We start from the raw sequence: 24,620 nt of genomic DNA on the forward strand, positions 1-24,620 counted from the left end.
CTTGCGGTGGACGCGGTTTAAACCTTCAAAGCCCCAAGCAACCCAGCCAGGAACCGCTCCCCCGCCTCCATCTGAGCCACCTCGATAAACTCATCCGGCTTATGCGCCTGTTCGATGGAGCCCGGCCCACACACCACCACCGGCACGTCCAGCCGCTGCTTGAACAACCCACCCTCGGTGCCGAAAGAGACCTTCGCAGTCCCGGTACCCGGCTCAGCGAAATGCTTGAGAAACCGCACCGCTTCGACGCTCGGATGCGTATCAAGCCCCGGATAGACATTCAGCGTCTCGATCTGGATGTCCGCTACGTTCGAGAGCTTTTTCGCCTCGCGGACGATCACTTCGGCGTGCTCGTGCAGTTGCTCCAGAAACCGATCCAGATCGTCGGCCGGCAGGTTGCGCACTTCGAAGTCCAGCGTACACAGGTTCGGCACGATATTGAGTGCCTTGCCGCCGACGATCTGCCCGACATGCACCGTGCTGTAGGGCACGTCATAGTCGCTGTCCTGGGCGCCCTGCTCCTGCAACTGCCGTTGACTCTGGCGCAACGCCGCGATGAAGTCGCACGCCACGTGGATGGCGTTGACCGAGCGCGGGGCCAGGGATGAGTGCGCTTCCAGGCCTCGGCAGTAGGTGCGGTAGGAGCCCTTGCCCTTGTGGCCCAACACGAATTGCATGTTGGTCGGCTCACCGATCACGCACAGGAACGGTCGCACCGGGGCCAGGTGCAGCACGTCGAGCAGGCGGCGAACGCCCACGCAGCCGATTTCTTCATCATGGGAAAGCGCCAGTTGCAGCGGCCGGCTCAACGGCTGGTCGGCCGCGTCAAGCATGGCGTCGATCGCCAGGGCGATGAAGCCTTTCATGTCACAGCTACCGCGCCCGTAGACCCGGCCATCGCGCACCGTCGCCTGGAATGCCGGAACGGTCCAGGCTTGCCCCGCCGCCGGCACCACGTCGGTATGGCCGGATAGCAGGACCCCTGGCACCTCACGGGGGCCGGTGCTGGCGAACAGGTTGGCTTTCTTGCCGCTCTCGTCCTTGACGATCAGCGATTCGATGCCTTTGCCCGCCAACACATCGCGGACGTATTCGATCAGCGCCATGTTCGATTCCGAGGAAACCGTTTCGAACGCCAACAGGCGCTCGAAAATAGCCAGGACGCGAGGTTTCATGAGGCTTTGCTCCGTTGTTCGGAAGGGGTGAACCGGCGGATGGAGAACGGTTCGATCGACGTGCTGGTGGTGCCGGTGCTGATCAGTTCGGCCATGACATCGCCGACGCCCGGACCGAGTTGGAAACCATGGCCGCTGAAGCCGAAGGCGTAGTACAGGCCGTCGACGTTGCCGCTGGCGCCCATCACCGGCAGGTTATCGGGCAGGTAGCCTTCGATACCGCTCCACACGCGGATGATGTTGAGGTTGCCAATGCCCGGCACCAGGCGCCGCATCTGGTCCAGTTGGTTGAGCAGGCTGCGCGGTTCGACATGAGCCCGGCGGTTGAGCATGTCCGGCTCGCAACGGTAGCCACCGCCGATGATGATGTTGCCCCGTGGAATCTGCCGGAAGTAGATCACTTCTTCGGGAATCTTCGTGTACACCCCGATCACCGTCGGCAAGGCATAGGGCACCGGCTCGGTGACGGCCATTTGCGGACCGTTGGGTGCCAGCGGCACCGGCTCACCGAACTGCCCGGAAAGTTTTTGCCCCCAGGCACCGGCTGTGATCAGCAATTGGGAGGCGCGGAACTGGCGGCCATCGGTCGTGGTGACGCTGAATTCGCCATTGGCCTTGTACACCTCGGCGACTTCCGTGCGTTCTTCGATGCGGGCACCGAGGCGCCGCGCCGCCCGGGCAAATGCCGGTGCTGCGAGACGCGGGTTGGCGTGACCGTCATGGGGGGCGTACGAGCCGCCCTTGACGTCCTTGCCCAGGAACGGAAAGCGCCCGTGCAGTTCACTGCCCCGATAAATCTGCAGTTCCAGTTGCCGGGCTTCGGGGGCATCGGCGTAGGCTTGCAGCTCCTCGATTTCCTCTTCCCGGTAACACACGCGCATGTGTCCGCTGGGAATGAATTCCAGGTCCTCGCCGATCAGTTCCGGCAGGCGTTTCCACAGCGCCCAGGAACGGTTCGCCAATTCCAGCTGCCCGAGAAAACGGCCCTGGCGTCGCACGTTGCCAAAGTTGACGCCGCTGGCATATTGGCCGATCTGGTCGCGCTCCAGCAGGATCACCGACCGGCCCCGCTGGCGCAGGAAAAACGCCGACGCCGCGCCCATGAAACCACCACCGACGATCAATACATCGGCCTTTTCAACGGTCATGGCGTGACCTCCTGAGTCAGCATGGAAAGCGGTTTGACTGGTGCCTGTCCGCGCTGGCGTCCGACTTCTTGCACCGGCACGCCCGCCGCCGCGGCAATCACCTCGGCCCCGGCCTGGGAGCAATAGCGACCCTGGCAGCGACCCATGCCGACCCGGCTGAAAGCCTTGGCCCGATTGACTTCACAGGCCCCCTTCTCGCTGACGGTACGCCGCAGCTCACCGGCGCTGATCATTTCGCAGCGGCAGACGATGGCTTCGTCCGGCAAGGCCTTGGCTTGCGCGGCCGGCCAGGGAAACGCCTGGGCGAGGCCGAGGCGGAACTCGTCCATCACCTTCAACGCCCCGCGCTGTTCGGCCAATCGGGCCGCATCCACCGGTTGCTGCAAGTCACCCAGTAGCGCCATGGCCACCAGCCACCCGGCATGCTCGGCGCCGTCGGCACCCCGGATTCGCGAGCCGTCCCCCGCCGCATAGATGCCACTGACCGACGTCCGGCCTTCTTCGTCGGTGTCCAGCAGCCATTGCCCGGAAGCCTCGTCGAAGCGCAGGCGGCAGCCCGCCAGGTCGGCCAGCTGGGTTTCGGGACGCAGGTGATACCCCAACGCCACCGCGTCGCAATCCACCGTCAGTTCCTGGCCGTCTGCGCGACGTACCCGAACGCCGCTCACTCCGGCGGTCGCTTCGCCGAGCACTTGCAGCGGCGAAATACCCAGGTGTACCGCAACCTTCGCCCGGTACAGCTGCGCCAGCAATTTCATGCCCGTGAACAGCAGGCCAGGACGCGCCATGAGCTTGGGCAAAGCCAGGATGCGCTTGACCAATGGCGAGGTGTCCAGCACCGCCGCGACCTGGGCGCCAGCCTTCACGTATTGGCTGGCCACCAGGTACAGCAACGGCCCGCTGCCCATGAACACCACCCGGTGCCCAATGGACACCGCCTGAGCCTTCAAGGCAATCTGCGCCCCACCGAGGCTATACGTACCGCCCAACTGCCAGCCCTCGACCGGCATCAAGCGGTCGGTGGCACCGGTACAGAGGATCAGTGCGTCAAAATCCACTGTCGTATGGCGACCCTGGCTGACGCAGCTCAATTGACCCGGCGTCAGGTTCCACGCCAGCGTATCCGGACGATAGTCGAGGTTGGGGCGCAGGCGATCGAAGCTTTCGTGCAAATCACGGGCCTTGGCCGCTTCGGTGCCGTACAGCGTCCCGTAGTCTCGGGTGAACCCTTCGGGCTGGCGCCGGTAGATCTGCCCGCCGTCGCGACGGTTCTCGTCGATCAGGATCGGCCTGAACCCTGCCGCGACCAACGTCTGGGCACAGCGTACGCCGGCTGGTCCGGCGCCGACGATGACTATCCGCGCAGTGGCCATATCGCCTCCGGTTGCGTGGTGATGATATCCAGCCCTTCGCGGACTTCGTTGGAGCAGGCGCGCAAGCGTTCGCCGCTGCGGGTCCAGACCCAGCAATCCTGGCAGGCGCCCATCAGGCAAAAGCCGGCGCGGCTGCCGGGATCGAATTCCGACTGGCGCAACGCCGGGCCGTGGGTCAGCAAGGCGACCATCAACGTATCGCCCTGCAACGCCGTGATGGGCACGCCATCGACCTTCAGATTGACGACGGGTCGACCCTGTTCGGCCAACCTCACGAAACGCGCGCTCATGCGTAGGCTCCCACGATCATGCTGTTTGAATCCCGCTGGCTTTTCAGCAGTTCGCCGCTGTCGTGGTGACAGAGCACCTCGCTGCCGCCATCGATGATGCGCCGGGGTGGCGCGATATGGTTGCACACCCCATCGACCCGTACCGGGCAGCGACCGAGGAATGTGCACAGATCCGGTTCATTGGCCGTTGGCCCCAACGCCGGCAACGTACCGCAAGTCGTCGCGCCGCAGGTTTCCAGCCAGCCCTGGCGCAGCTCTGGCACCGAATGGATCAGCAGGTCCGTGTAGGGATGAAACGGTGCCTGGGCGAACGATTGCCGAGACCCCGACTGGACCTTGTGGCCGCTGTACATCACCACGATGTCGTCGCACAGCGCTCGCACGGTGGAGATGTCGTGGCTGATGAACAGGTACGACACGCCCAGTTGTTGGCGCAGGTCGCGCAGCAGTTCAAGGATCGCCGCGCCGACCACGGTATCGAGGGCCGACGTCACTTCATCGCAGAGGATCAGGTCCGGCTTGGCCGCCAGCGCCCGGGCCAGGTTGACCCGCTGTTTCTGACCGCCGGACAGCTCGCTCGGACGTCGCTCGGCCAAGTCCCGGGGCAAACGGACGAGGTCGAGCAACTCGCCGATGCGCTCGCGCAGGGCCGCGCCCTTGAGGCCGAAATACATCTTCAACGGCCGGCTCAGGATGGCGCTGATGCTGTGCATGGGGTTAAGGGCGGTGTCGGCGTTCTGGAAAACCATCTGGATGCGGCGGAACTGGTCAGCAGTGCGTTCCTGCAAGCTACCGCCCAATGGCTGGCCGTCGAAGGTCAACCCGCCAAGGGCCGGAGGCAGCAACCCCGCCACCACCCGGGCCAAGGTCGATTTACCTGAACCGGACTCACCGATCACCCCGATGGCCTGGCCCCGGCGCACGGTGAGATCGATGTCCTCCAGCACGCGAATCGCCGGCATGCCTTGCGGGTTCTTGTTGCCGTAGCCGGCGGTCAGCCCCCGGATGGTCAACAGCGGAGCGTCCTCCGCGAGGCCGCAGGGCGGACGGATCGTTGTGTCCGGACGCGCCGCCGCCAGCAGGCTTCGGGTATAGGCATGGGCGGGCCCCTTGAGCAACGGCGCGGTCGCGCTCTGCTCGAATATCTCGCCGCCGTTGAGTACTACGATCTGGTCGGCCATCTGCGCGACGACAGCCAAGTCATGGGACACGTACACCGCCGTCGCGCCCCGCTCGCGCACCACGCGTTTGAAAGCGCGCAGCACATCGATCTGGGTCGTCACATCCAGGGCGGTGGTGGGCTCATCGAGCACCACCAGCAGCGGATCGCTGATCAGCGCCATTGCCGCCATGACCCGTTGCAATTGCCCGCCGGAGACTTGATGGGGATACCGCTGACCGATGCGCTCGGGGTTCGGCAACGCCAGGTCACGGAAAAGTTCGATGGCCTTGGCTTCGAGCACCGCCCGGCTGCCCAGGCCATGGATCAGCGCGCCCTCGACCACCTGGTCGATGAGCTTTTTCGCTGGGTTGAATGCCGCCGCGGCGCTTTGGGCAATGTACGAGACGCGATTGCCGCGCAAGCCTTGCAGCTCGCCTTCGCTCAAGGCCAGCATGTCGTGCTCGCCGATGCGCACCACGCCACCGGCCAGGCGACAGCCGCGTCGGGCATAACCCAGAAGCGCCAGGGCAATGGTGGTCTTGCCGGAGCCGGACTCGCCGATCAATGCGAGCACTTCGCCTTTTGCCAGAGAAAAACTGACGCCCTTGACGATCTCCACCTCGCCGCGTTCGCCACAGGCGACTACCCGCAGGTTTTCGACTCGAATCAATTCGCTCATTTCAATGACCTCCCGTGCGTCGATTGCGCCGCGAAGACAGGCGATCGATAAACAGATTCACGCCGATCGTCAGGGTGCCAATGGCCAGGGCCGGAATCACGATGGCTGGCGCGCCCTGGTTGAGACCGCCGATGTTCTCGCGCACCAGGGAGCCCAGGTCTGCGTCCGGCGGCTGCACGCCCAGGCCGAGAAAGCTCATGCCACTGAGCAGCAGCACGATAAAGCCAAAGCGCAACCCCAAGTCGGCCAGCACCGGGTTGAGCATGTTCGGCAGGATCTCCACACAAGCGATGTACAACCTGCGCTCGCCACGGGTACGGGCCACCTGCACGTACTCCAAAGCCTCGATATTCACGGCCATGCTGCGGGCGATCCGGAATGCGCCCGGCGTGAAGCTCAGCACCGCCGTGCAGATCAACAAGGTCACCGAGGAGCCGAAGGCCGAAACCATGATCAACGCAAGCATCTTGCTCGGGATAGAAATGAAGGCGTCCATCAGGCGGCTGATCAGCTCGTCCAGCCACTTCGGCGAGACCACTGACAACAACGCACAAGTGGTTCCCAAGCCGCTCGCCAGGACCGCCGCGACCAAGGCCAGGCCGACGGTGAACCTTGCGCCCACCATGATCCGGCTGAGCATGTCGCGGCCCAGGTAGTCGGTGCCCAGCGGGTACGCCGCGCTGAAGCTGTCGAAGACGTTGTCGGACACCACTTCGCCCACCGGGTGCGGCGCCAGCCAAGGTCCGAAAATGGCCACCAGCAACCAGATGACGCACATGGCGGCGCCGAGCAGGCCGAGCCAGGAGGCGCCGTTGGAAACCTTGCCATAGGCCAGTTCGGGCGCAGCAGGCGGGGACTTCGCAATGAGATTGTTCATTGGTTTCTCAGCCTCGGGTTGGACAGGATTGCGCACAGGTCGGCAATCAACACCAGCATCAGGTACGCCGTGCAAAACAGCATCGTGCAGGCCTGGACCAATGCCATGTCGCGGTTCGTCACGGCATCGACCATGAGGCTGGCGATGCCGGGATAGTTGAAGATCGTCTCGACGATCACCACGCCACCCAGCAGGTAGGACAAGCTCAAGGCGATGGCATTGGCGATCGGCCCGATGGCATTGGGCAAGGCGTGGCGCAAGACCACCCGCACCGGACTCACGCCTTTGAGGCGAGCCATCTCAACGTAGGGGCTGTCGAGCTGATCGATCACCGCCGCCCGGGTCATGCGCGCCATCTGCGCAACGATCACGCAGCACAGCGTCATGACCGGCAAGGCATAGGTGCGCATGAATTGCAGCGGCGAGGTGATTTCGCTGGAGTAGGACAGCGCCGACAGCCAGCCCAGGTTGACCGCGAAGATCAACACCGCCAGCGTCGCCACCAGGAACTCCGGCACCGCCACCATCGTCAGCGTGAAGAAACTCAGGACGCTGTCGATGCGCCCCCCTCGGCCCATCGCCGAGCCGATTCCGAGGATCAGTGCCACCGGCACCGACACCAGCGCCGTGGCGGCCGCGAGCATCAAGGTGTTGGGCACTCGTCCGGCCATCAGCTCGCTGACCGGCACGGCATTGGAAATCGATACGCCGAGGTCGCCGCTGAGCAGGCTGGTCAGCCAGTGCAGGTAGCGCAATGCGCCTGGCTGGTCGAGGCCCATCTTCACCCGCAGGGCCGCCACTTGTTCAGGCGTCGCGAACTGTCCAAGGGACTGTTGCGCCGCGTCTCCCGGCAATACCGCCGTGATGGCGAACACCACCATCGAGACGATCAGCAGGGTCACGATCGCGGCGCCGAGGCGCCGGCCGATCAACCACAATGTGTTGCTATTCATCACCCGATCCTCTTGCCATGTCACGGAGCCAGACCACGCTCATCAAGCGTCCAGCCAGACTTGCTCGGAGAACATGTAGCCCATGAAGCCACCCAGCGGATTGGTGCCGTAGCCCTTGACGCGTTGGTCGACGCCATCGATGTTGCTGATGAACACCGGGATGCCGATGCCACTGTGCTCATGCACCAGCGTCTGCATGTCGGCGTACATCTTGCCGCGCTTGGCCTCGTCGGTTTCGCCACGGGCCTGCACCAGCAGTTGGTCGAATTGCGGGTTTTTCCAGCCGGACTCGTTCCACGGCGCCGAGGACTGGAAAAACTGCGAGAACAGCATGTCGGCGTTCGGCCGTGGGTTGATGTTGCCGAAGCTCAGCGGGTGCTTGGCCCAGTGGTTGGACCAGTAGCCGTCGCTCGGCAGCCGATTGACGTTGAGTTTGAGCCCGGCCTCCTTCGCCGACTGCTGCAAGAGCACGGCGACGTCCACCGAACCGGTGGCGGCCGGCGAGCACATCACCGGCATGCTGATGTTTTCCATGCCGGCTTTCTTCAGCAGGAAACGCGCCTTTTCCGGGTCATAGGTGCGTTGCGGCAGGTCGGCGTTGAAGAAGCGCGCGCCCGGCGCAATCGGATGATCGTTGCCGACCCTGGCAAAGCCACGGAAAATCGCCGACTTGACCTGCTCGCGGTCCAGCAACAGTTTCATCGCCTGGGTGAATTCGGGGCTCTGGCCTGGCATCTGGTCCTGACGAATGATCAGGTCCGTGTAGTTGCCCGAGGGCGAATCGACGACACGGTGGCCTGCGCTGTCCTTGATGCGGGTCGTCGAGCGCGGGTTGACCTCGTTGATGATCTGCACATCGCCCGACAGCAGCGCGTTGACCCGCGACGGCTCGTCGCCGATGCCAATGAACTCGATCTCGTCCAGGTAGGGCAAGCCGGGCTTCCAATAATTGGTGTTGCGGGCGCCGATCGAGCGTACTCCCGGCTTGAACTCCTTGACCTTGAACGGACCGGTGCCGACCCCCTGGCTGAAATCCGTGGTGCCCTCGGGCACGATCAGCATGTGGGACACGGCCAGAATCGACGGCAGTTCGGCATTCGGGCCGCTCAAGCGGATCTGCACCTCGTGGGTACCATTGGCCTTGACCTCCTCGAATTGCGAGGCCAGCGGCAGGACCTTCGAACCGGTGACCGGATCCTTGTGCCGCAGCAGGGAAAACACCACGTCCGCCGCTGTCAGCCCTTTACCGTTGTGGAAGGTGACTTCCTTGCGCAGGGTGATCACCCACAGCGTCGCATCGGTGGTGTCGATGCGTTCGGCCAGCTCCAGTTGCGGCACCATGTGGCTGTCGAAACGGGTCAGGCCGTTGTAGAACATGTAGTGGCGCACGTAGTCGGTGGACGATGAGCCCTTGGCCGGATCCAGGGTATCGGCGGTGGAACTGGTGATGCCCGCCACTCGGATACGTCCGCCGGGCTTGCCCTTGCCTGGGCTCGTGGTGTCATCGGCCCACAACTTGCCGGCGGCGCCGAACAGGCTGCCGGCCCCGGCCGCGGCGACCCCGGCCAGCCCGAGCATTTGCAAGGCGTGGCGGCGCGACATGCCGCGATTGAGCCCTTCGAAAACCCGCAGACTTTCTTCGCCCGTAATCAACTGGCCGTCGATGCTGTTCTTATTGTCAGTCATGTCAGTTCTACCTTCCGCAAGTGATAGGGGCTCGGTTGCGCACGGTCGTCGCAACGGTTGAAACGCCAAACAACGCCTTATGAATCAGTGTAGGTAGTCCTGCAGGCGGTAATACGCGCCTACAAACGGCAGGAACCAGGGCTTGCCGAAGTGCCCGGGAATCGCCGGCCAGTCGAGCTCGCGCCAAGGGTTGGCTTCGACCTTGCCGGCCATGACGTCGGCCATGACCTGGCCCATGTGCACCGACATCTGCACGCCGTGGCCGCTGTAGCCCATGGAGTGGTAGATGCCGCCATGCTGGCCGGCGCGGGGCAAGCGGTCAGAGGTCATGTCCACCAGCCCGCCCCAGCAATAGTCGATTTTCACGTCGGCCAACTGCGGGAACATCTGCACCATCGTCGCTTGCAGCACCTTGCCGCTCTTGGCATCGGACACACTGTCGGACATGGCAAACCGCGCACGGCCGCCAAACAGCAAGCGGTTGTCCGGGGTCAGGCGAAAGTAATTGCCGATCATGCGACTGGTGACGTAGGAGCGACGGGCCGGCAGCAAACTGTCGATCAGCGCCTGTGGCAGTACCTCGGTGGCGACCACGAAACTGCCCACCGGGACGATGCGTCGCCGATACCAACCCAGCCCGCCTTGCTGGCACGCACCGGTGGCCAGCAGAATTTGCGAGGCATGCAGCACGCCTTTGTTCGTGTTGACCTGATAGCCGCTGCCGCGGGTCTTCCAGTCCTTCACCTCGACGCCCTGGAAAATCAACGCGCCATGACGGGCGGCCGCCTCGGCCAGGCCGACACCAAAGCGCCCGACATGCATCTGTACGCCATTGCGCTGCAGCAGGCCGCCGTGGAACTGGTCCGAATTGACCTCGGCGCGAACCTGCTGCGCAGACAACAATTGAACCTCGGCATCGACCTCCTTGCAGATCAGTTCACAGGTGCGCGCCAACCCTTCGTAGTGCATCGGCTTGGCGGCCAGCTTGAGCTTGCCGTGACGCGTCAGGTCGCAGGCAATCCCTTCCTGCTCGACCAACGAAACGACGCTCTGCACGGCGCTTTCGTAGGCCAGGTAATAAGCGCGGGCCTTATCGGCACCCAGGCTTGCTGACAATGCCGCATAGTCCTGGGCGACGCCGGTGTTGCACTGCCCGCCATTGCGCCCGGACGCCTGCCCGTTCACCCTTCCCGCCTCCAGCACCGCCACCCGGGCGCCCTTCAAGGCCAGGGCCCGGGCCGCCGCCAGACCGGTGAAACCGCCACCGACGATGGCGACGTCGACCTGGTCGGGCAACCCGCCGACCTGGGCACCGGTGAAGGCCGGTGCGGTATCGAGCCAATAAGACTCACTGCCCATGTCTAAACCCCTTTCGCCTTGAAGCGTTCGCTCGGTTTCAGAGCCCGACCAGTCCAGGCAGCCCGCCGATATCGGGGATCTGGTGGTAGTTGTAGATCGAGTTGCCCGGTTGCTCATGACCACGAGCAACGAAGGCCTTGTGCTTGATCTTCATGTCATTGGCCGGCATCAGGTCGTAACGGAAGCTCGACGACACATGCAGCACATCCTCCGGCCCGCAGCCGAGGTTATCGAGCATGTATTCGAACGCGGCCAGCCGCGGCTTGTAGGCCTGGGCCTGCTGGGCAGTGAACACTTTATGGAAAGGCGCGCCGAGCTTGTCGACGTTGGACATGATCTGCTCGTCCATCGCGTTGGAAAAAATCACCAGGGGGATCTTGTCGGCGATCTTCGACAGGCCCGCCGGCACATCGGCGTGGGGGCCCCAGGTTGGCACGGCGTCGTAATAGAGCTGGCCTTCGCCGCGGTATTCGACGTTCCAACGCTTGCAGACCCGCATCAGGGAGGTCTTGATGATCTCATCATAAGGCCGCCAGTCACCCATCACCTGGTCCAGGCGATAAGCGGCGAAGTCCTTGACGAATTGGTCCATCTGCCCGGCATCGACACGGTCGGCGAACAGCTCGCGCGTCATGTTGCCCATCTGGAAGTTGGTCAACGTGCCGTAGCAGTCGAAGGTGATGTACTTGGGTCGAAGAAAGCTCATGAGTGCGGTCCTGGATTTGTTGTTGAAGGCATGACGAAGCAAACATTGACGCCATTCGTGAGGCTCGCGGCAACGCTGCATCACGTTTTCATTACAACACCATGAGACCGTGGAAAAACCGTTAAAAATAGTCGCCGCTTGGTACAAACCACCGTTTTGCGGGGCCCGCTCAGCAGACTTTGCGGGATGCTCCAGACACGGGCGCTGCGCCCGTGTTTCTGAGGGTTTGGGGGCAGTTATGGTGCGCCAGGCGACGTTTTGCCGAGAGGTTTACGGCAGGATCTGCGCCGTGGCGCAGCGATTGGCAGCACAACGTGGAAACGTTTTCGACGGCCGCTTCAACGGCCGCAAAACCTGATCCTGGACAACATCCGCAGATCGCCCTCGCGGTAATAGTCATCGCTCCAGCTGTCGTCCGGCGCCAGGGGCTGGACCTGCTTGAGGGCGAGCTTTTTTGCGAAATAGCGAAACCGGTAGTGCTCATAGAAGCGCAGCAGTTCCAGCCCGTAGCGGTCGGCCAGGTCGGTGTCGCCCCGGATGATCAGATAGTTCTCGTCGTTGCTGGCGCTGGCGGCGGCGCTCAGGTTGTGGCTGCCGCTGATGATGGTCGGCGAGTCACTGGTGAAGTCGGTGACCACGGCCTTGGTGTGGACCAGCAGGTTGCCCTTCTGGCCTTTCATGTTTTCCCGCAGCCAACCCTCCAGGCCGGTATTGAGCAGCGCGGTGGCGGCGAATTCGGCGGTGCGGTCGGCATGGAAACCGGTGATGCGGCTGGTGGTGTTTTGCAGGCCGTAGCGCAACACGTCGTCGTTCGGCTGGCCGAGCAAGGCATCGAGAATCCGCTCGGGTAAGACGAATGCGGTGACGAACAGCAGGTCCTTGCGCGCGGCCGCGATGATCTCGACAAAGCGATCGAGATCGCCCTTGCCGTTGCGGGGCGAAAAACCGGCGAAGAGTTTTTCGTCGCCGTCCATGGGATTGCTGAGCGTCAGCCAATCGCGGGTGGCGTCGACGTCCCCGGGGTTGGCCCAGATCTGCTCGAACACCTGGCGATAACTGTCACTGATGCGTGGATCGTCCAGCACATGGATGACGTTGGCCTGGCGATAGACGCCGTTGGCGGTGAAGTTGGTGCTGCCACACAATACGGCCTCGGGGGTCGGCACTCCATGCCGGTCGATTCTGCTCAGGACGATGAACTTGTCGTGGAAAATGCTATGGGTGACTCGACCACGCTTGTTCGCCGCCGGCAGTTTTTGCAGGCTGGCTTCATTGCTGATCGTCGCGTCGTCCTCCGGCTGGGCATGGTAAAGCACCCTCACCCGAGCGCCGCGCGCATGGGCCGCGTTGACCGCCTCGACAATCACCGGCAGTTCGTATTCATAAATGGCCACGTCCAACGCCCAGCTTGCATCCAGGGCCCGGTCGATGAAGCCGACCAGGCGCCCCAGCAAACCGTTTTCCAGCCAGCGACGCGGCGCATCCGGCCAGTCTTCGATGGACAGGCTCCGATTGGCGCTGATCAGGCTGTCCAGTTCCGGAAACTTGCGCTGGAACGCCTGGCTGGCGGCCACCGCGCGATTGAAGATGACGCTCTGGTTGGCAGGCTGGCCGTCATCGCTGGTGACGGTCAACTCAAGGGCCTCGCCCAACTGCGGCGCATCGGGACTGCCGTAGGCCAGGTGCACGCGGTAATGGATCGTCGTGCCAGGGTTGACCGCGTAATCGGCCCAGCGAAATTTCTGCAACGGCGCCTTGTCGCTGGGCGTGGCATGGAACTGCGGGAAGGTGTGGGCCTTGTCGGGGAAGGTCAGACTGTTGAACAGGAACAGCCACGGCTTGTCACCGTGCTGCTTCTCGATGGCGAAGCCCAACAGCCCCTTGCGCCGTGGCTCGGCGAGGTCCATGGCGAGCAGCACACCGTTGGTGCCTGCGTAGGCCTTGACCCTGAAATCGTCCTGGGGGTTGGTGACGAGTACGCGCATGGGTTCATTCCTTTGAGAGTTGCTTGAGCATAGAGCAGTGATGCCGATTGAGTCATGCAGATCACGGACCGAGTAGAAGCCTTCGCGAGCAGGCTCGCTCCCACAGGATTTTGTCGCGACCTTGATTCCAAAGGCCACCACCAACCCCTTGTGGGAGCGAGCCTGCTCGCGAAGCGGTCCTGTCAGACAAACCGATCTTCAGCATCAATATGCCGATACTCAGCCCCCAACTGCCCCGCCAATTGCCGCGCCCGACCCAGGCGGATCGGCCCGCGCTCGATGTCGATGAGCAGGCTGGGGCAATCGAGGGGCGGCATGGGTTGCCCGTCTCTCACCCGGCCGTCGGTCATCAGCAACACCCGCTGTCGCTCCGCCGGGAAGCGCTTGCGACGGGAGGCCAGCCAGCGCTGCGCCTCGCCGATCGCCGCCAGCAACGGCGTACCACCACCGGCCCCCAGCGCGTCGAGCCACTGCACCAGGCCGTGGGAGGCCTTGAGCCCTTGCACTTGCCAGGTCGGCGTGGCGCCGCTGGCCGTCAACAGCGCCAACCGTGCGCGTTGTCGGTAGGCCTCGTCGAACAGTTGCGCCAGCAGGCCCTTGCCGTCGCTCAAGGCCCGATGGCGACGGGTCGAGGCCGATGCGTCGACAATCACCAACCAAAGTTCATGGGCTGAACGCTGCCGCGATTTGAAACGCAGGTCCGCAGCCAGGCGCGGACGCCCCTTTAGCAGCGTGCCCGGCCAGTCCACCACACCGTTGGACGCTGCTTTGCCGTGGCCTTGGCGCCCATGGTCCAGACGTCCCGGACGGGGTCTGGCATTCGCCCCCGACGGCGAACGGGGGCGAATGCCTAGGGCTTTTTTGGCCAGCTCGGCACGTCTCGTCGGGCGCCGGTCGGCAACGCCCGGGGCGGCAGGTCGCCCCATTGGCCTTGGCCTTCGCTGGGTTGGCTGGTTTCATTCGGGTTCGAAGGTGGGGCCTGGTTTGGCGCGGGGGGCGGAGCGGCGTGCTCGCGGCGGCGATGACGCAGGGCAAATTCGGCAACGGCATCGATGTCTTCAGCAGCGATGGCGTGCGCGCCACGCCAGGCGGCATGCGCGCGGGCAGCCCGCAGCCAGACCAGGTCGGCGCGCAACCCATCGACTCCGCAGGCAAAGCAACGCTCGGTGATCTGCCCCAGCGCCGCGTCATCCAGGGGGATTTGGGCCAAGCCTGCGCGGGCCTGTTCGCAGCGTTCACGCAACCGCTGCTGGGCCGGCTCCCACTCGGCGCAAAACGCCGCCGGGTCGTTGTCGAAATCCAGGCGGCGACGGATGATCTGCCCGCGCTCGGCCGGTGCGGTGTGGCCATCGAGGGCCACGTTGAGGCCGAAGCGGTCGAGCAGTTGCGGACGCAGTTCGCCTTCTTCCGGGTTCATCGTACCGATCAACACGAAACGCGCCGGATGCCGGTGGGAAATACCGTCGCGCTCGATCAGGTTGGTGCCGCTGGCGGCGACATCCAATAGCAGGTCCACCAGGTGATCAGGCAACAGGTTCACCTCATCGACGTACAACACGCCGCCGTCGGCCTTGGCCAGCACCCCCGGGGAAAACTGCGCGCGCCCTTGCCCCAATGCCGCGTCCAGGTCGAGGGTGCCCACCAGCCGCTCCTCGGTGGCGCCAAGGGGCAAGGTCACGAACTGACCGCTGGCCAACATATCCGCAAGGCCCCGGGCCAGGGTGGACTTGGCCATCCCGCGCGGGCCTTCGATCAGCACGCCGCCGATCTTCGGATCGATGGCCGCCAGGCACAGGGCCAGTTTCAGCGCATCGGCGCCGACCACGGCGGCGAGGGGGAAATGTGGGGTGTCGGTCATATGAGATATCTCATCAATGTAGGGAGCTCCCTCGCCACCAGCGGCCGTCATCCATCGGTAAGTCAGCCATCTTCTTCGATGTCCAGCAGCAGGTTTTCCAGCGCCTCGCGATAATCCCCCGGCGCCTGCCACATCCCCCGCTGCTGCGCTTCGAGCATGCGCTCGGTCATGTCCCGCAGGGCGTCGGGGTTGTGCTGCCGGACGAAGTCACGGGTATGCGGATCGAGCAGATAGGCATCGGCCAGCAAGGCGTACTGGTGGTCTTCGATCAACTGGGTGGTGGCGTCGAAGGCGAACAGGTTGTCCACCGTCGCCGCCAGTTCGAACGCGCCTTTGTAGCCATGACGCTTGACCCCGTCGATCCACTTCGGATTGGCCGCGCGGGAACGGATGACTCGGTTGAGTTCTTCTTTCAAGGTACGGATCTTCGGCAGATCCGGTTGGCTGTGATCGCCGTTATAACTGGCGGCGGTTTCGCCGCTGAGGGTTTCCACGGCTGCGAGCATGCCGCCCTGGAATTGGTAGTAATCGTTGGAATCGAGCAGGTCGTGCTCACGGTTGTCCTGGTTCTGCAACACCGCTTGCACCTGGCTCAGGCGCCGGGAAAATTGCGCCCGCGCGGCGGTGCCTTCGTCGCCCGCACCATATGCATAACCGCCCCAGTTGAGGTACACCTCGGCGAGGTCTTCGCGACTCTGCCAGAGCCGACCGTCGATGGCCCCTTGTACGCCCGCCCCATAGGCGCCGGGCTTGGCGCCGAAAATCCGCCAGCCGGCCTGGCGCGCCGCGTCTTCCATGGGCAAGCCCGATTGCAGCAAGGCTTCGCGCTCGGCACGCACTTTGGCCGCCAGCGGGTTCATGTCATCGGGTTCATCCAGGGCCGCTACGGCTTGCACCGCCGCATCGAACAAGCGGATCAGATTGGCGAAGGCGTCCCGGAAGAACCCGGACACCCGCAACGTCACATCCACCCGAGGCCGGTCCAGCAGGCTCAACGGCAGGATCTCGAAATCGTCGACCCGCTGGCTGCCCGTGGCCCACACCGGACGCACGCCCATCAGCGCCATGGCCTGGGCAATGTCGTCGCCGCCGGTGCGCATGGTGGCGGTGCCCCACACCGACAGGCCGAGCTGGCGCAGGTGATCGCCGTGGTCTTGCAGGTGCCGCTCCAGAATCAGGCTCGCCGACTGAAAACCGATGCGCCACGCCGTGGTGGAGGGCAAGTTGCGCACGTCGACGGAGAAGAAGTTGCGCCCGGTGGGCAGCACATCCAATCGTCCGCGACTCGGCGCGCCACTGGGGCCGGCCGGTACGAAACGCCCGCCCAATGCGTCGAGCAAGCCGCCCATTTCCGCCGAGCCACAGGCATCCAGGCGTGGCGCGACGACGGCACGCAGGTGGTCGATGATGCCGTGCACCGTCTCCCACCCCGGCGCGTCGAGCTGCGCGATATCGCCGGCCAAGGCTTGCTCGATCAGTCGCGCCGCGAACAGCTCCAGACGCTCACGGCTGTCGCCGACGGTGCGCCAGGGCTCATCGCTGACGTCGCGCAAAGCCTCGGGACGCTCGCCGGCCCAAGGCTCGGCCAAGGTGCAATCGAGCGGATCGAAGCCCAACCCGAACGCCTTGGCCAGGGCCCGCAGCAGGCTCGACTGGGCGCCCTTGCCGTCGCCACGGGGAATGCGCAGCAATGCCAGCAAGGTGTCGATGCGCAGCCGTCCGCTCGGCGACTCGCCAAAAATATGCAGGCCATCGCGAATCTGCGATTCCTTCAGGTCGCACAGGTAGGTGTCCAGGCGCGGCAGCCAGATCGCCGCGTCGGCGTCGCTGTCGAGGCCGGCGTCGAGTTGCAGCTCGCGGTCGATATGCGTCTCGCGCACCAGGGCCAGGATGTCCCGTTGCAATTCCCTGGCGCGGCGCGGATCGAGCAATTGCGCCTCGTAGTATTCGTCAGCCAGCAGCTCCAGGTTGCGCAGCGGCCCGTAGGTTTCGGCGCGGGTCAGCGGTGGCATCAGGTGGTCGATGATCACCGCCTGGGTACGCCGCTTGGCCTGAGCGCCCTCGCCCGGGTCGTTGACGATGAACGGATAGATGTTTGGCAGCGGCCCAAGCAGCGCGTCCGGCCAGCAGTTTTCCGACAGCCCGACGCCCTTGCCCGGCAGCCATTCGAGGTTACCGTGCTTGCCGACGTGGATCACGGCGTGAGCGCCGTAGGTGTGGCGCAACCAGAAATAGAACGCGAGGTAGCCATGGGGCGGCACCAGGTCCGGGTCGTGGTACACCGCGCTCGGATCGACCTGATACCCCCGCGCCGGCTGAATGCCGACGAACGTCAGGCCCAGGCGCAGGCCGGCGATCATCAAGCGTCCGTCACGGAACATCGGGTCCTGCTCGGGTGCGCCCCAACGGTCCAGCACCGCTTGGCGATTGGCCTCGGGCAGCGCGTCGAACAGGGCCCGGTACGCGTCGACGGCCAGGCTCTGATGACAAGGCTGCAGGTCGAGGCTGTCCAGGTCGTTGGTGACGCCGCCGAGCAACTGCCGGATCAGCGCGGTGCCGCTGGCCGGCAGCTCGGTGGTCAGCGGATAACCCTCGGCCTGCATCGCCCGCAGAATATTCAGCGCCGCCGCTGGCGTGTCCAGGCCGACGCCGTTGCCGATGCGTCCGTCCCGGGTCGGGTAGTTGGCCAGGATCAGCGCCACGCGCTTTTCGCCGTTGGGCAGGCGCGCCAGGGTGGTCCAGCGGCGGGCCATTCCAGCGACAAAATCCATGCGTTCGGGTACCGCCCGGTAGCAGACTACATCGCTCTGGCTGCGCTCGCTGCGCCAGGCCAGGTCCTTGAAACTGATGGGCCGGCTGATGATTCGCCCGTCCAGTTCCGGCAAGGCGATGTGCATCGCCAGGTCTCGTGGGCCCAGGCCTTGTTCGCTGGCGCGCCAGCCGGGTTCGTTGTCCTGGGCGCAGATCGCCTGGATCACCGGGATATCGCGGCGAAACGGCCGCAGGTGCGGCGCTTCCGGACTCGATTGTGCAAAACCGGTGGTGTTGAGAATAACCCCCGTTGCCACTTCGTCCAGCCAGTCTTCCACCTGTGCCAGACAACCGGGTTCCTTGAGGCTCGCCACGGCGATCGGCAAAGGGTTGAGCCCCGCCGCTTGCAGCCGCTGGCAGAACACGTCGATGAACGCGGTGTTCGCGGCTTGCAGGTGGGAGCGATAAAACAACAGCGCCGCTACGGGATCGCCTGCCCGCCAGTCCGCTTGCCAATCATTCAGGGTCGCGTTGGTTTTTTCCGGGTGATAGATCGCCGTGCGCGCCAGGGGCTGGGGCTCGCCCCACGGATAATCGCGGCCAAACCATTGGCTGCCCAGGTGACGGAACAGGTTAAGGGCGTTTTCCAATCCGCCTTGACGAAGAAACTGCCAGAGCCGATCGCGGTGCTCGGCGGACACGTTGCTCAGATCGCTGAGCTCCGGGTCCGGACGGTCGTCCCCCGGCACCAGGATCAATTTCACCCCGCGCCCGGCCAGTTCCACCAGGCGCTCGATGCCGTAGCGCCAATAGCCGATGCCACCGTGCAACGACAGCAGGACGACCTTGGCGTGGCGCAATACATCTTCAACGTACAGATCCACCGAGGCGTGGTTCTGCACGTGCATCGGGTTGGCGAGGCGAAACTGCGGAAAATCGTCCGGCAACTGCCGCGCCGCTTCTGCCAGCAGCGCCAGGCTGGAATCGCCGCTGCACAGGATCACCAGCTCGGCGGGGGTTTGCCCGAGGTCGGCGATGTTGTCATCCGACACGAAACCACCGGGCTGGGTCCTGAGCAGGTGCATGGTTTAGACGCTGAGGGCGGCGCGCAACTGCGCTTCGAGCAGCCCGGCGTCCAGGGCCTGGCCGATCAGCACCAGACGTGTGACGCGCGCTTCATCGGCGCCCCACTGGCGGTCGAAGTGCTTGTCGAAGCGCGTGCCCACACCTTGGATCAACAGGCGCATCGGCTTGTTCGGGATGGCCGCGAAGCCCTTGACCCGCAACACGTCATGCTGAATTACCAGTTGCGTCAGCGCGTCCAGCAGCAGGCTTTCGTCAGCTTGGGGCAGTTCGATGGAAATCGAATCGAAGGCATCGTGATCGTGGTCGTCGTCATCGCCGTCATGGTGGTGGTCGTGATGGCTGTGGCGGCTGTCGATGTGTTCCTCGGAGCCCGCGCCCAGGCCGATCAACACGTCCAGCGGCAGGCGACCGTTGCTGGCTTCGATGACCTTGACCGCTGGCGGCAGCTCTTCGGCGACTTCCAGGCGGACTTTGGCCAGGTCCTCGGGGTTGATCAGGTCGGCTTTGTTGAGGATCACCAGGTCGGCGCTCGCCAGTTGATCGGCGAACAGCTCGTGCAGGGGTGATTCATGGTCCAGGTTCGGGTCCAGCTTGCGCTGGGCATCGACCTTGACCGGGAACGCGGCGAAGGTGCCCGCGGCCACGGCCGGGCTATCGACCACGGTGATGACCGCATCGACGGTGCAGGCGCTGCGGATTTCCGGCCACTGGAAGGCCTGGACCAGCGGCTTGGGCAAGGCCAGGCCGGAGGTTTCGATGAGGATGTGGTCGAGGTCGCCGCGACGCGCCACCAACTCACGCATCACCGGAAAGAACTCTTCCTGCACGGTGCAGCACAGGCAGCCGTTGGCCAGTTCATAGACGCGGCCGTTGGCTTCTTCTTCGGTGCAACCGATGGAGCACTGCTTGAGGATCTCCCCGTCAATGCCCAGTTCGCCGAACTCATTGACGATGACCGCGATACGTCGGCCTTGGGCGTTGTCGAGCATGTGCCGCAGCAAGGTGGTCTTACCCGACCCGAGGAAACCGGTGACGATGGTGACGGGGAGTTTGGCCAGTGTTTTCATCGGATGCCCTTTGGCAAGGTGGCGGGCAAACGGGACGACAACCACTGGCACAGGCGCGCGCGGAAGATTTCGCCACCGGATCACCCCGCCCGGTTGTAGTGAGAATCTGTTGTCGAGGCAGGTCTCCTGGCTGACGGCGGGCCAAATCGGCTTTTTTCAAAGCCGGGACTGACATTTTGCTGCGCCTTCCCGTGTGCCCGTTGTATAGGGCTAGCACAGTGGCCTTGCAGAAACAGCACCGTTCACAGTTGCGGGGGCAGCCGCGGCTTGGACCGCGTTCCCTTCTCAGGCTCTGTACGCGAACATTTCATACAGACCCTAGCTTCGGCGCGTGCCGAAGAACCTCGAAGGCGCAAGGCTACGCAGGGTGTGCGGGCGGGTCAATGTCCCAAGGCAATCTCCGACGACTGATGCGTCCTGGCGACTGCCCCAAGGGCAAGTCAGCGCGCCGCCACTCGCCAGAGCCGGGCGATGTCCTGGGCCCGCTCGGCCAGCAGGCGTGGCGCATCGGCGCAAGCTTCTTGTAGCGTCATCGGCCCATTCGCCAGGGCAAACGCGGCATCGATGCCGTGCTCATAAAGCGCTTCGTAGCCCTCCCCCAGCGTGCCGGCGATGACCACCACCGGTACGCCGCGCCGCTGGGCGATACGGGCTACGCCAAACGGCGTCTTGCCACGCAGGGTCTGGGCGTCGAAACGGCCTTCGCCGGTGATCACCAGGTCGGCGCCGTCGATCGCAGCGGCCAGGCCGGTCAATTGCGCGACGACTTCCACGCCGGTACGAAACTGCGCCTGGAGGAACGCCTTGGCGGCAAACCCCAGGCCGCCAGCGGCACCGCTGCCGGGTTCGTCGCGAACGTCGCGGTTCAACACCTGGGCACAATGTTCAGCAAAGTGCCCCAGCGCCCGGTCCAGTTGTTGCACCTGCTCGGCGGAGGCGCCTTTCTGCGGGCCGAACACGGCTGAAGCGCCATGGGCACCGCAAAGGGGGTTGTCGACATCGGCGGCAATCTCGAAGCACACGCCGGCCAGGCGCGGGTCCAGGTCGCCAAGGTCGATACGCGCCAGTTTGCCCAAGGCCAGGCCGCCGGGGGGCAGGGCTTGGCCCTGGTCGTCCAGCAACGCCACGCCCAGTGCCTGCATCGCCCCGGCGCCGCCGTCGTTGGTGGCGCTGCCACCGATCGCCAGGATGACTCGGCTCGCCCCTTCATCCAAAGCGGCGCGGATCAGTTCGCCAGTGCCATAGGTGCTGCTGGAACAAGCGTCGCGCTGTCCCGGCGGCACCAGTTGCAGGCCGCTGGCCTCGGCCATCTCGATGATCGCCGTGCGGCTGTCGGGCAACCAGCCCCAGCGGGCTTGGACAGCGGCGCCCAGCGGGCCACGGACCCGCGCCTCGCGCCATTGGCCATCGCAGGCCGCGAGCACCGCCTCCACCGTTCCCTCGCCGCCATCGGCCATTGGGCACTTGATCAGCTGCGCGTCCGGCCAGACCTCGGCCAGCCCTCCTGCGATGGCGTCCGCCACGGCCTGGGCGCTGAGGCTGTCCTTGAACGAGTCGGGGGCGATGACTATTTTCATTTTTGTTCTCCGGTTCCGATGTACAGCATGCTGCCAGCTGACCGCGATTCTGACGCCGGTCCGCCGCACAAAAGACCTTGGGCATTATTGGTCAAATTCACAAAGGATGGGTTGGCATTGCTGGCCTCTTCGCGAGCAGGCTCGCTTCCACATGGGAACTGCTGTGGTCGCATATTCTGTAATCACTGGAGATCAATGGTGGGAGCGAGCCTGCTCGCGAAGGGGGTCACTCCGGAAAATTTTGATTATGTGGCAACAGTTGAACCCCCAGGTACAACGCCAGCATCCCATCCAGCCTGAGCGGGTCGACGCCGCTGAGTTCGGCGATGCGTTCCATGCGATAGCGCAGGCTGTTGCGGTGGATGCCCAGGGCGTCGGCGCAGGCCTGGCTCTGGCCGTCGTGTTCGCACCAGCTTCGCAAGGTAGCGAGCAATTGGCCGTTGCTGTCCTTGGCGATCACTTTGCGCAACGGGCTGAGCAGTTCGTCGAGGGCATCATCGCTGCGATGCCGCCAGAGCATCACCGGCAGCCGATAGCGATTGAGCAGCAGCAAGCGCGACTGCGGCAGGACATCGCGCCCATACGCCAGCAGATCCGCCACCCGCCGGTAGCAACGGCGCAGCCCCGCCAGCCCCTCGGCCTGACCGCCCACAGCAACTCGCAGGATGCTCCAGCCCAGGCCATCGAGCTTGCCCAGCAGCCGCTCGTTCTCCACCGAGGCCGTGACCGGCCGGCACCAGAGCAAGGAGGATTTGGACGACGTCAGGCACCAGCTGTCCGGGTAGCGCGACATCAGCCAGGCGCTCAGCGATTCGACGGTTTGACCAGGGCCATGCTCCAAGCCCAATTCGAACAGATACGGTACGCGCGACAGCTGCGGCTTGAGGCCCATCTGCTGCGCTTCATCGAGCAACCTTGGCGAATCACCGGCATCGCCTAGCAGCAATGCCAGCAAGTCATCGCAACGCTGACGGCGCCATTGCTGCTCGGCCTGCTGGTTGCGCTGGCCGAGCAGCATTTCGGCGGTCATGCGCACCAGTTCGGCGTAAGTGCGCAATTGCGCGGGTTCGCCGGTAATGCCCAGCACGCCGATCAAGCGCTGGTCGAGCATCAATGGCAGGTTGATTCCCGGCTGTACGCCCTTGAGGTGGACGGCGGTGTGCTCGTCGATTTCCACCACCCGTCCGTTGGCGAGGACCAGTTGCGCGCCCTCGTGGCGGGTATTGATGCGCTCGCGCTCGCCGCTGCCGAGGATCAAGCCCTGGTTGTCCATGACGTTGACGTTATAGGGCAGAATCGCCATCGCCCGGTCGACGATGTCCTGCGCCAGGTCGTGATCGAGTTCGAACATGGGCGGTGTTCCTTGCAAACGGCGTGATTGTTGTTTTGAGGTGCGCCGCCCACGGGATTGGTCAGGCGCACAGGGTCGGATTGCAAACGTTGTGCTGCGGCACAAAGACACGGGACCTTGGGCTGGCCGAGACTCAAGGGGCGGTCAACGTTACCCCTTGGCACGCCAAAATCATAATAAAGAGAGCCCCGTCATGTCCCAGAGCGCAGCAGCCCTCCTGGCTACCCCCGACGAAAAGAATACCGTCTACAAGCGCATCACCCTGCGTTTGATCCCGTTCATCTTCATCTGCTACCTGTTCAACTACCTCGACCGGGTGAACGTTGGCTTCGCCAAGTTGCAGATGCTCGACGCGTTGAAGTTCAGCGAAACCGTGTACGGCCTCGGCGCCGGGATTTTCTTCATCGGCTACGTGCTGTGCGGCGTGCCGAGCAATCTGGCCTTGACCAAATTCGGCCCTCGGCGCTGGATCGCCCTGATGATGATCACCTGGGGCACGCTGTCGACCTGCCTGCTGTTCGTCACCACCCCAACCCAGTTCTACACCTTGCGGCTGTTCACCGGGGCGGCTGAAGCCGGGTTCTTCCCTGGCGTCGTGCTGTACCTTTCGCAATGGTTCCCGACGTTCCGCCGTGGCCGGATCATGGCGCTGTTCATGTCGGCCATCCCAGTGTCGGGGCTGCTGGGCAGCCCGTTTTCCGGCTGGATTCTCAACCACTTCGCCGCCGGCCAGGGCGGCCTGGCGGGTTGGCAGTGGATGTTCCTGCTGCAAGGCATCCCGACAGTGATTCTCGGCGCCCTGGCGTTCTTCCTGCTCAGCGACACCTTCGCCAAGGCCACCTGGCTGACCGACCATGAACGCGCCGTGCTCACCGCCGACCACGCCGAAGACCTGGCCAACAAACCGAAAACCACCACAGACTCCCTGGCCGCCGTGTTCAAGAACCCGGCGATCTGGGCCTTCGGCCTGGTGTACTTCTGCATCCAGAGCGGCGTGTATGCGATCAATTTCTGGCTGCCGTCGATCATCAAGAACCTCGGTTTCAGCGATAACCTGGTGATCGGCTGGCTGAGTGCGATTCCCTATCTGCTGGCGGCGGTGTTCATGTTGCTGGTGGGGCGCTCGGCGGATCTGCACAAGGAGCGTCGCTGGCACTTGGTCGTGCCGATGCTGATGGGCGCGGTGGGGCTGCTGATCGCGGTGAACTTCGCCACCACGCCGGCCATCGCCATCCTCGGCCTGTCCATCGCCACCATGGGCGCCCTCACCGGCCTGCCGATGTTCTGGCCGGTGCCCACCGCCCTGCTCAGCGCGGGCGCGGCGGCCGGCGGGCTGGCGTTGATCAACTCCATGGGCCAGATGGCCGGTTTCCTCAGCCCATACCTGGTGGGCTGGGTCAAGGACACCACTGGCTCGACCGATGCGGCGCTGTACCTGCTGGCCGGCGTGATCGTCTGCGGCAGCCTGTTGGCGCTGCGCATGACCCGCACCTTGCGGGCCTGACACCCCTTTTACCCTGTGGGAGCGAGCTTGCTC

At 64.4% G+C, this 24,620-nt stretch carries 18 protein-coding genes and 1 riboswitch; of the genes, 1 reads left to right on the plus strand and 17 read right to left on the minus strand.

Going from position 1 to position 24,620, the window contains the following annotated elements:
* Nucleotides 1-17: 17 nt before the first annotated feature.
* The 17 genes from argE to J3Q04_RS14725 all read right to left on the minus strand — a co-directional run bounded on the left by argE (nt 18) and on the right by J3Q04_RS14725 (nt 23,083).
* The gene (gene argE, locus J3Q04_RS14645) at nt 18-1,175 is read right to left on the minus strand and encodes an acetylornithine deacetylase (RefSeq protein WP_434611026.1); all 1,158 of its coding nucleotides are present in this window, start codon (nt 1,173-1,175) and stop codon (nt 18-20) included.
* Nucleotides 1,172-2,323: an NAD(P)/FAD-dependent oxidoreductase gene (locus J3Q04_RS14650; protein ID WP_434563655.1), complete on the minus strand. Its 1,152-nt coding sequence runs from the start codon at nt 2,321-2,323 to the stop codon at nt 1,172-1,174. The genes argE and J3Q04_RS14650 overlap by 4 nt, the downstream gene beginning before the upstream one ends.
* Nucleotides 2,320-3,696 carry an FAD-dependent oxidoreductase gene (locus J3Q04_RS14655; protein WP_434611024.1) on the minus strand — a complete coding sequence of 459 codons (1,377 nt, stop codon included), beginning with the start codon at nt 3,694-3,696 and terminating at the stop codon, nt 2,320-2,322. Before J3Q04_RS14655 ends, J3Q04_RS14650 begins: the two co-directional genes overlap by 4 nt.
* Nucleotides 3,678-3,986, minus strand: a complete 309-nt coding sequence (locus J3Q04_RS14660) for a (2Fe-2S)-binding protein (protein ID WP_434611022.1) — start codon at nt 3,984-3,986, stop codon at nt 3,678-3,680. Before J3Q04_RS14660 ends, J3Q04_RS14655 begins: the two co-directional genes overlap by 19 nt.
* Entirely contained in the window at nt 3,983-5,827 is a 1,845-nt protein-coding gene (locus tag J3Q04_RS14665) for an ABC transporter ATP-binding protein (RefSeq protein WP_420766625.1), read from the minus strand. Before J3Q04_RS14665 ends, J3Q04_RS14660 begins: the two co-directional genes overlap by 4 nt.
* Nucleotide 5,828: 1 nt before the next feature.
* Nucleotides 5,829-6,704, minus strand: coding sequence for an ABC transporter permease (locus J3Q04_RS14670; protein WP_420766626.1), 876 nt, complete (start codon nt 6,702-6,704; stop codon nt 5,829-5,831).
* Entirely contained in the window at nt 6,701-7,657 is a 957-nt protein-coding gene (locus tag J3Q04_RS14675) for an ABC transporter permease (RefSeq protein ID WP_420766627.1), read from the minus strand. The genes J3Q04_RS14670 and J3Q04_RS14675 overlap by 4 nt, the downstream gene beginning before the upstream one ends.
* A gap of 42 nt (nt 7,658-7,699) precedes the next feature.
* Nucleotides 7,700-9,343 carry an ABC transporter substrate-binding protein gene (locus J3Q04_RS14680; protein ID WP_434611014.1) on the minus strand — a complete coding sequence of 548 codons (1,644 nt, stop codon included), beginning with the start codon at nt 9,341-9,343 and terminating at the stop codon, nt 7,700-7,702.
* 84 nt (nt 9,344-9,427) lie between these two features.
* Entirely contained in the window at nt 9,428-10,702 is a 1,275-nt protein-coding gene (locus J3Q04_RS14685) for an NAD(P)/FAD-dependent oxidoreductase (RefSeq protein WP_434611012.1), read from the minus strand.
* Between the two features lie 37 nt (nt 10,703-10,739).
* Nucleotides 10,740-11,408: a haloacid dehalogenase type II gene (locus tag J3Q04_RS14690; RefSeq protein WP_420766630.1), complete on the minus strand. Its 669-nt coding sequence runs from the start codon at nt 11,406-11,408 to the stop codon at nt 10,740-10,742.
* A 338-nt stretch (nt 11,409-11,746) separates the two neighbouring features.
* Nucleotides 11,747-13,393, minus strand: coding sequence for a phospholipase D-like domain-containing protein (locus J3Q04_RS14695; protein ID WP_434611010.1), 1,647 nt, complete (start codon nt 13,391-13,393; stop codon nt 11,747-11,749).
* Between the two features lie 182 nt (nt 13,394-13,575).
* Nucleotides 13,576-14,319 carry a vWA domain-containing protein gene (locus J3Q04_RS14700; protein WP_434611007.1) on the minus strand — a complete coding sequence of 248 codons (744 nt, stop codon included), beginning with the start codon at nt 14,317-14,319 and terminating at the stop codon, nt 13,576-13,578.
* Complete coding sequence (locus tag J3Q04_RS14705) at nt 14,244-15,251, minus strand: ATP-binding protein (protein WP_434611003.1); 1,008 nt, start codon at nt 15,249-15,251, stop codon at nt 14,244-14,246. The genes J3Q04_RS14700 and J3Q04_RS14705 overlap by 76 nt, the downstream gene beginning before the upstream one ends.
* A gap of 62 nt (nt 15,252-15,313) precedes the next feature.
* Nucleotides 15,314-19,087, minus strand: coding sequence for a cobaltochelatase subunit CobN (gene cobN / locus J3Q04_RS14710; protein ID WP_434611000.1), 3,774 nt, complete (start codon nt 19,085-19,087; stop codon nt 15,314-15,316).
* A gap of 3 nt (nt 19,088-19,090) precedes the next feature.
* Nucleotides 19,091-20,155 carry a cobalamin biosynthesis protein CobW gene (gene cobW, locus J3Q04_RS14715; RefSeq protein ID WP_434610998.1) on the minus strand — a complete coding sequence of 355 codons (1,065 nt, stop codon included), beginning with the start codon at nt 20,153-20,155 and terminating at the stop codon, nt 19,091-19,093.
* A 99-nt stretch (nt 20,156-20,254) separates the two neighbouring features.
* A riboswitch (cobalamin riboswitch) is annotated at nt 20,255-20,491 on the minus strand.
* 104 nt (nt 20,492-20,595) lie between these two features.
* A complete protein-coding gene (locus J3Q04_RS14720) occupies nt 20,596-21,732 on the minus strand; it encodes a glycerate kinase (RefSeq protein WP_434610996.1) in 1,137 nt (378 codons plus the stop codon).
* 226 nt (nt 21,733-21,958) lie between these two features.
* Nucleotides 21,959-23,083 (minus strand): sugar diacid recognition domain-containing protein, encoded by a 1,125-nt coding sequence (locus tag J3Q04_RS14725; RefSeq protein ID WP_434610994.1) that lies wholly within the window; start codon nt 23,081-23,083, stop codon nt 21,959-21,961.
* Nucleotides 23,084-23,276: 193 nt separating this feature from the next.
* On the opposite strand from J3Q04_RS14725, the gene J3Q04_RS14730 reads away from it, so the two are divergent.
* A complete protein-coding gene (locus J3Q04_RS14730; protein ID WP_434610992.1) occupies nt 23,277-24,587 on the plus strand; it encodes an MFS transporter in 1,311 nt (436 codons plus the stop codon).
* Nucleotides 24,588-24,620 lie beyond the last annotated feature (33 nt).

This window comes from Pseudomonas sp. D4-21 (assembly GCF_051132125.1).
Taxonomy (GTDB): Bacteria; Pseudomonadota; Gammaproteobacteria; order Pseudomonadales; family Pseudomonadaceae; genus Aquipseudomonas.

What these genes read in the sequence shown, in the direction of transcription:
- J3Q04_RS14655 (WP_434611024.1), bottom strand. Translation starts at nt 3,696, where the DNA reads ATGGCCACTGCGCGGATAGTCATCGTCGGCGCCGGACCAGCCGGCGTA.
- J3Q04_RS14730 (WP_434610992.1), top strand. Translation starts at nt 23,277, where the DNA reads ATGTCCCAGAGCGCAGCAGCCCTCCTGGCTACCCCCGACGAAAAGAAT.
- J3Q04_RS14660 (WP_434611022.1), bottom strand. Translation starts at nt 3,986, where the DNA reads ATGAGCGCGCGTTTCGTGAGGTTGGCCGAACAGGGTCGACCCGTCGTC.
- J3Q04_RS14695 (WP_434611010.1), bottom strand. Translation starts at nt 13,393, where the DNA reads ATGCGCGTACTCGTCACCAACCCCCAGGACGATTTCAGGGTCAAGGCC.
- J3Q04_RS14720 (WP_434610996.1), bottom strand. Translation starts at nt 21,732, where the DNA reads ATGAAAATAGTCATCGCCCCCGACTCGTTCAAGGACAGCCTCAGCGCC.
- J3Q04_RS14680 (WP_434611014.1), bottom strand. Translation starts at nt 9,343, where the DNA reads ATGACTGACAATAAGAACAGCATCGACGGCCAGTTGATTACGGGCGAA.
- J3Q04_RS14675 (WP_420766627.1), bottom strand. Translation starts at nt 7,657, where the DNA reads ATGAATAGCAACACATTGTGGTTGATCGGCCGGCGCCTCGGCGCCGCG.
- J3Q04_RS14725 (WP_434610994.1), bottom strand. Translation starts at nt 23,083, where the DNA reads ATGTTCGAACTCGATCACGACCTGGCGCAGGACATCGTCGACCGGGCG.
- J3Q04_RS14650 (WP_434563655.1), bottom strand. Translation starts at nt 2,323, where the DNA reads ATGACCGTTGAAAAGGCCGATGTATTGATCGTCGGTGGTGGTTTCATG.
- J3Q04_RS14690 (WP_420766630.1), bottom strand. Translation starts at nt 11,408, where the DNA reads ATGAGCTTTCTTCGACCCAAGTACATCACCTTCGACTGCTACGGCACG.
- J3Q04_RS14665 (WP_420766625.1), bottom strand. Translation starts at nt 5,827, where the DNA reads ATGAGCGAATTGATTCGAGTCGAAAACCTGCGGGTAGTCGCCTGTGGC.
- cobW (WP_434610998.1), bottom strand. Translation starts at nt 20,155, where the DNA reads ATGAAAACACTGGCCAAACTCCCCGTCACCATCGTCACCGGTTTCCTC.
- J3Q04_RS14700 (WP_434611007.1), bottom strand. Translation starts at nt 14,319, where the DNA reads ATGGGGCGACCTGCCGCCCCGGGCGTTGCCGACCGGCGCCCGACGAGA.
- J3Q04_RS14670 (WP_420766626.1), bottom strand. Translation starts at nt 6,704, where the DNA reads ATGAACAATCTCATTGCGAAGTCCCCGCCTGCTGCGCCCGAACTGGCC.
- argE (WP_434611026.1), bottom strand. Translation starts at nt 1,175, where the DNA reads ATGAAACCTCGCGTCCTGGCTATTTTCGAGCGCCTGTTGGCGTTCGAA.
- cobN (WP_434611000.1), bottom strand. Translation starts at nt 19,087, where the DNA reads ATGCACCTGCTCAGGACCCAGCCCGGTGGTTTCGTGTCGGATGACAAC.
- J3Q04_RS14685 (WP_434611012.1), bottom strand. Translation starts at nt 10,702, where the DNA reads ATGGGCAGTGAGTCTTATTGGCTCGATACCGCACCGGCCTTCACCGGT.
- J3Q04_RS14705 (WP_434611003.1), bottom strand. Translation starts at nt 15,251, where the DNA reads ATGACCGACACCCCACATTTCCCCCTCGCCGCCGTGGTCGGCGCCGAT.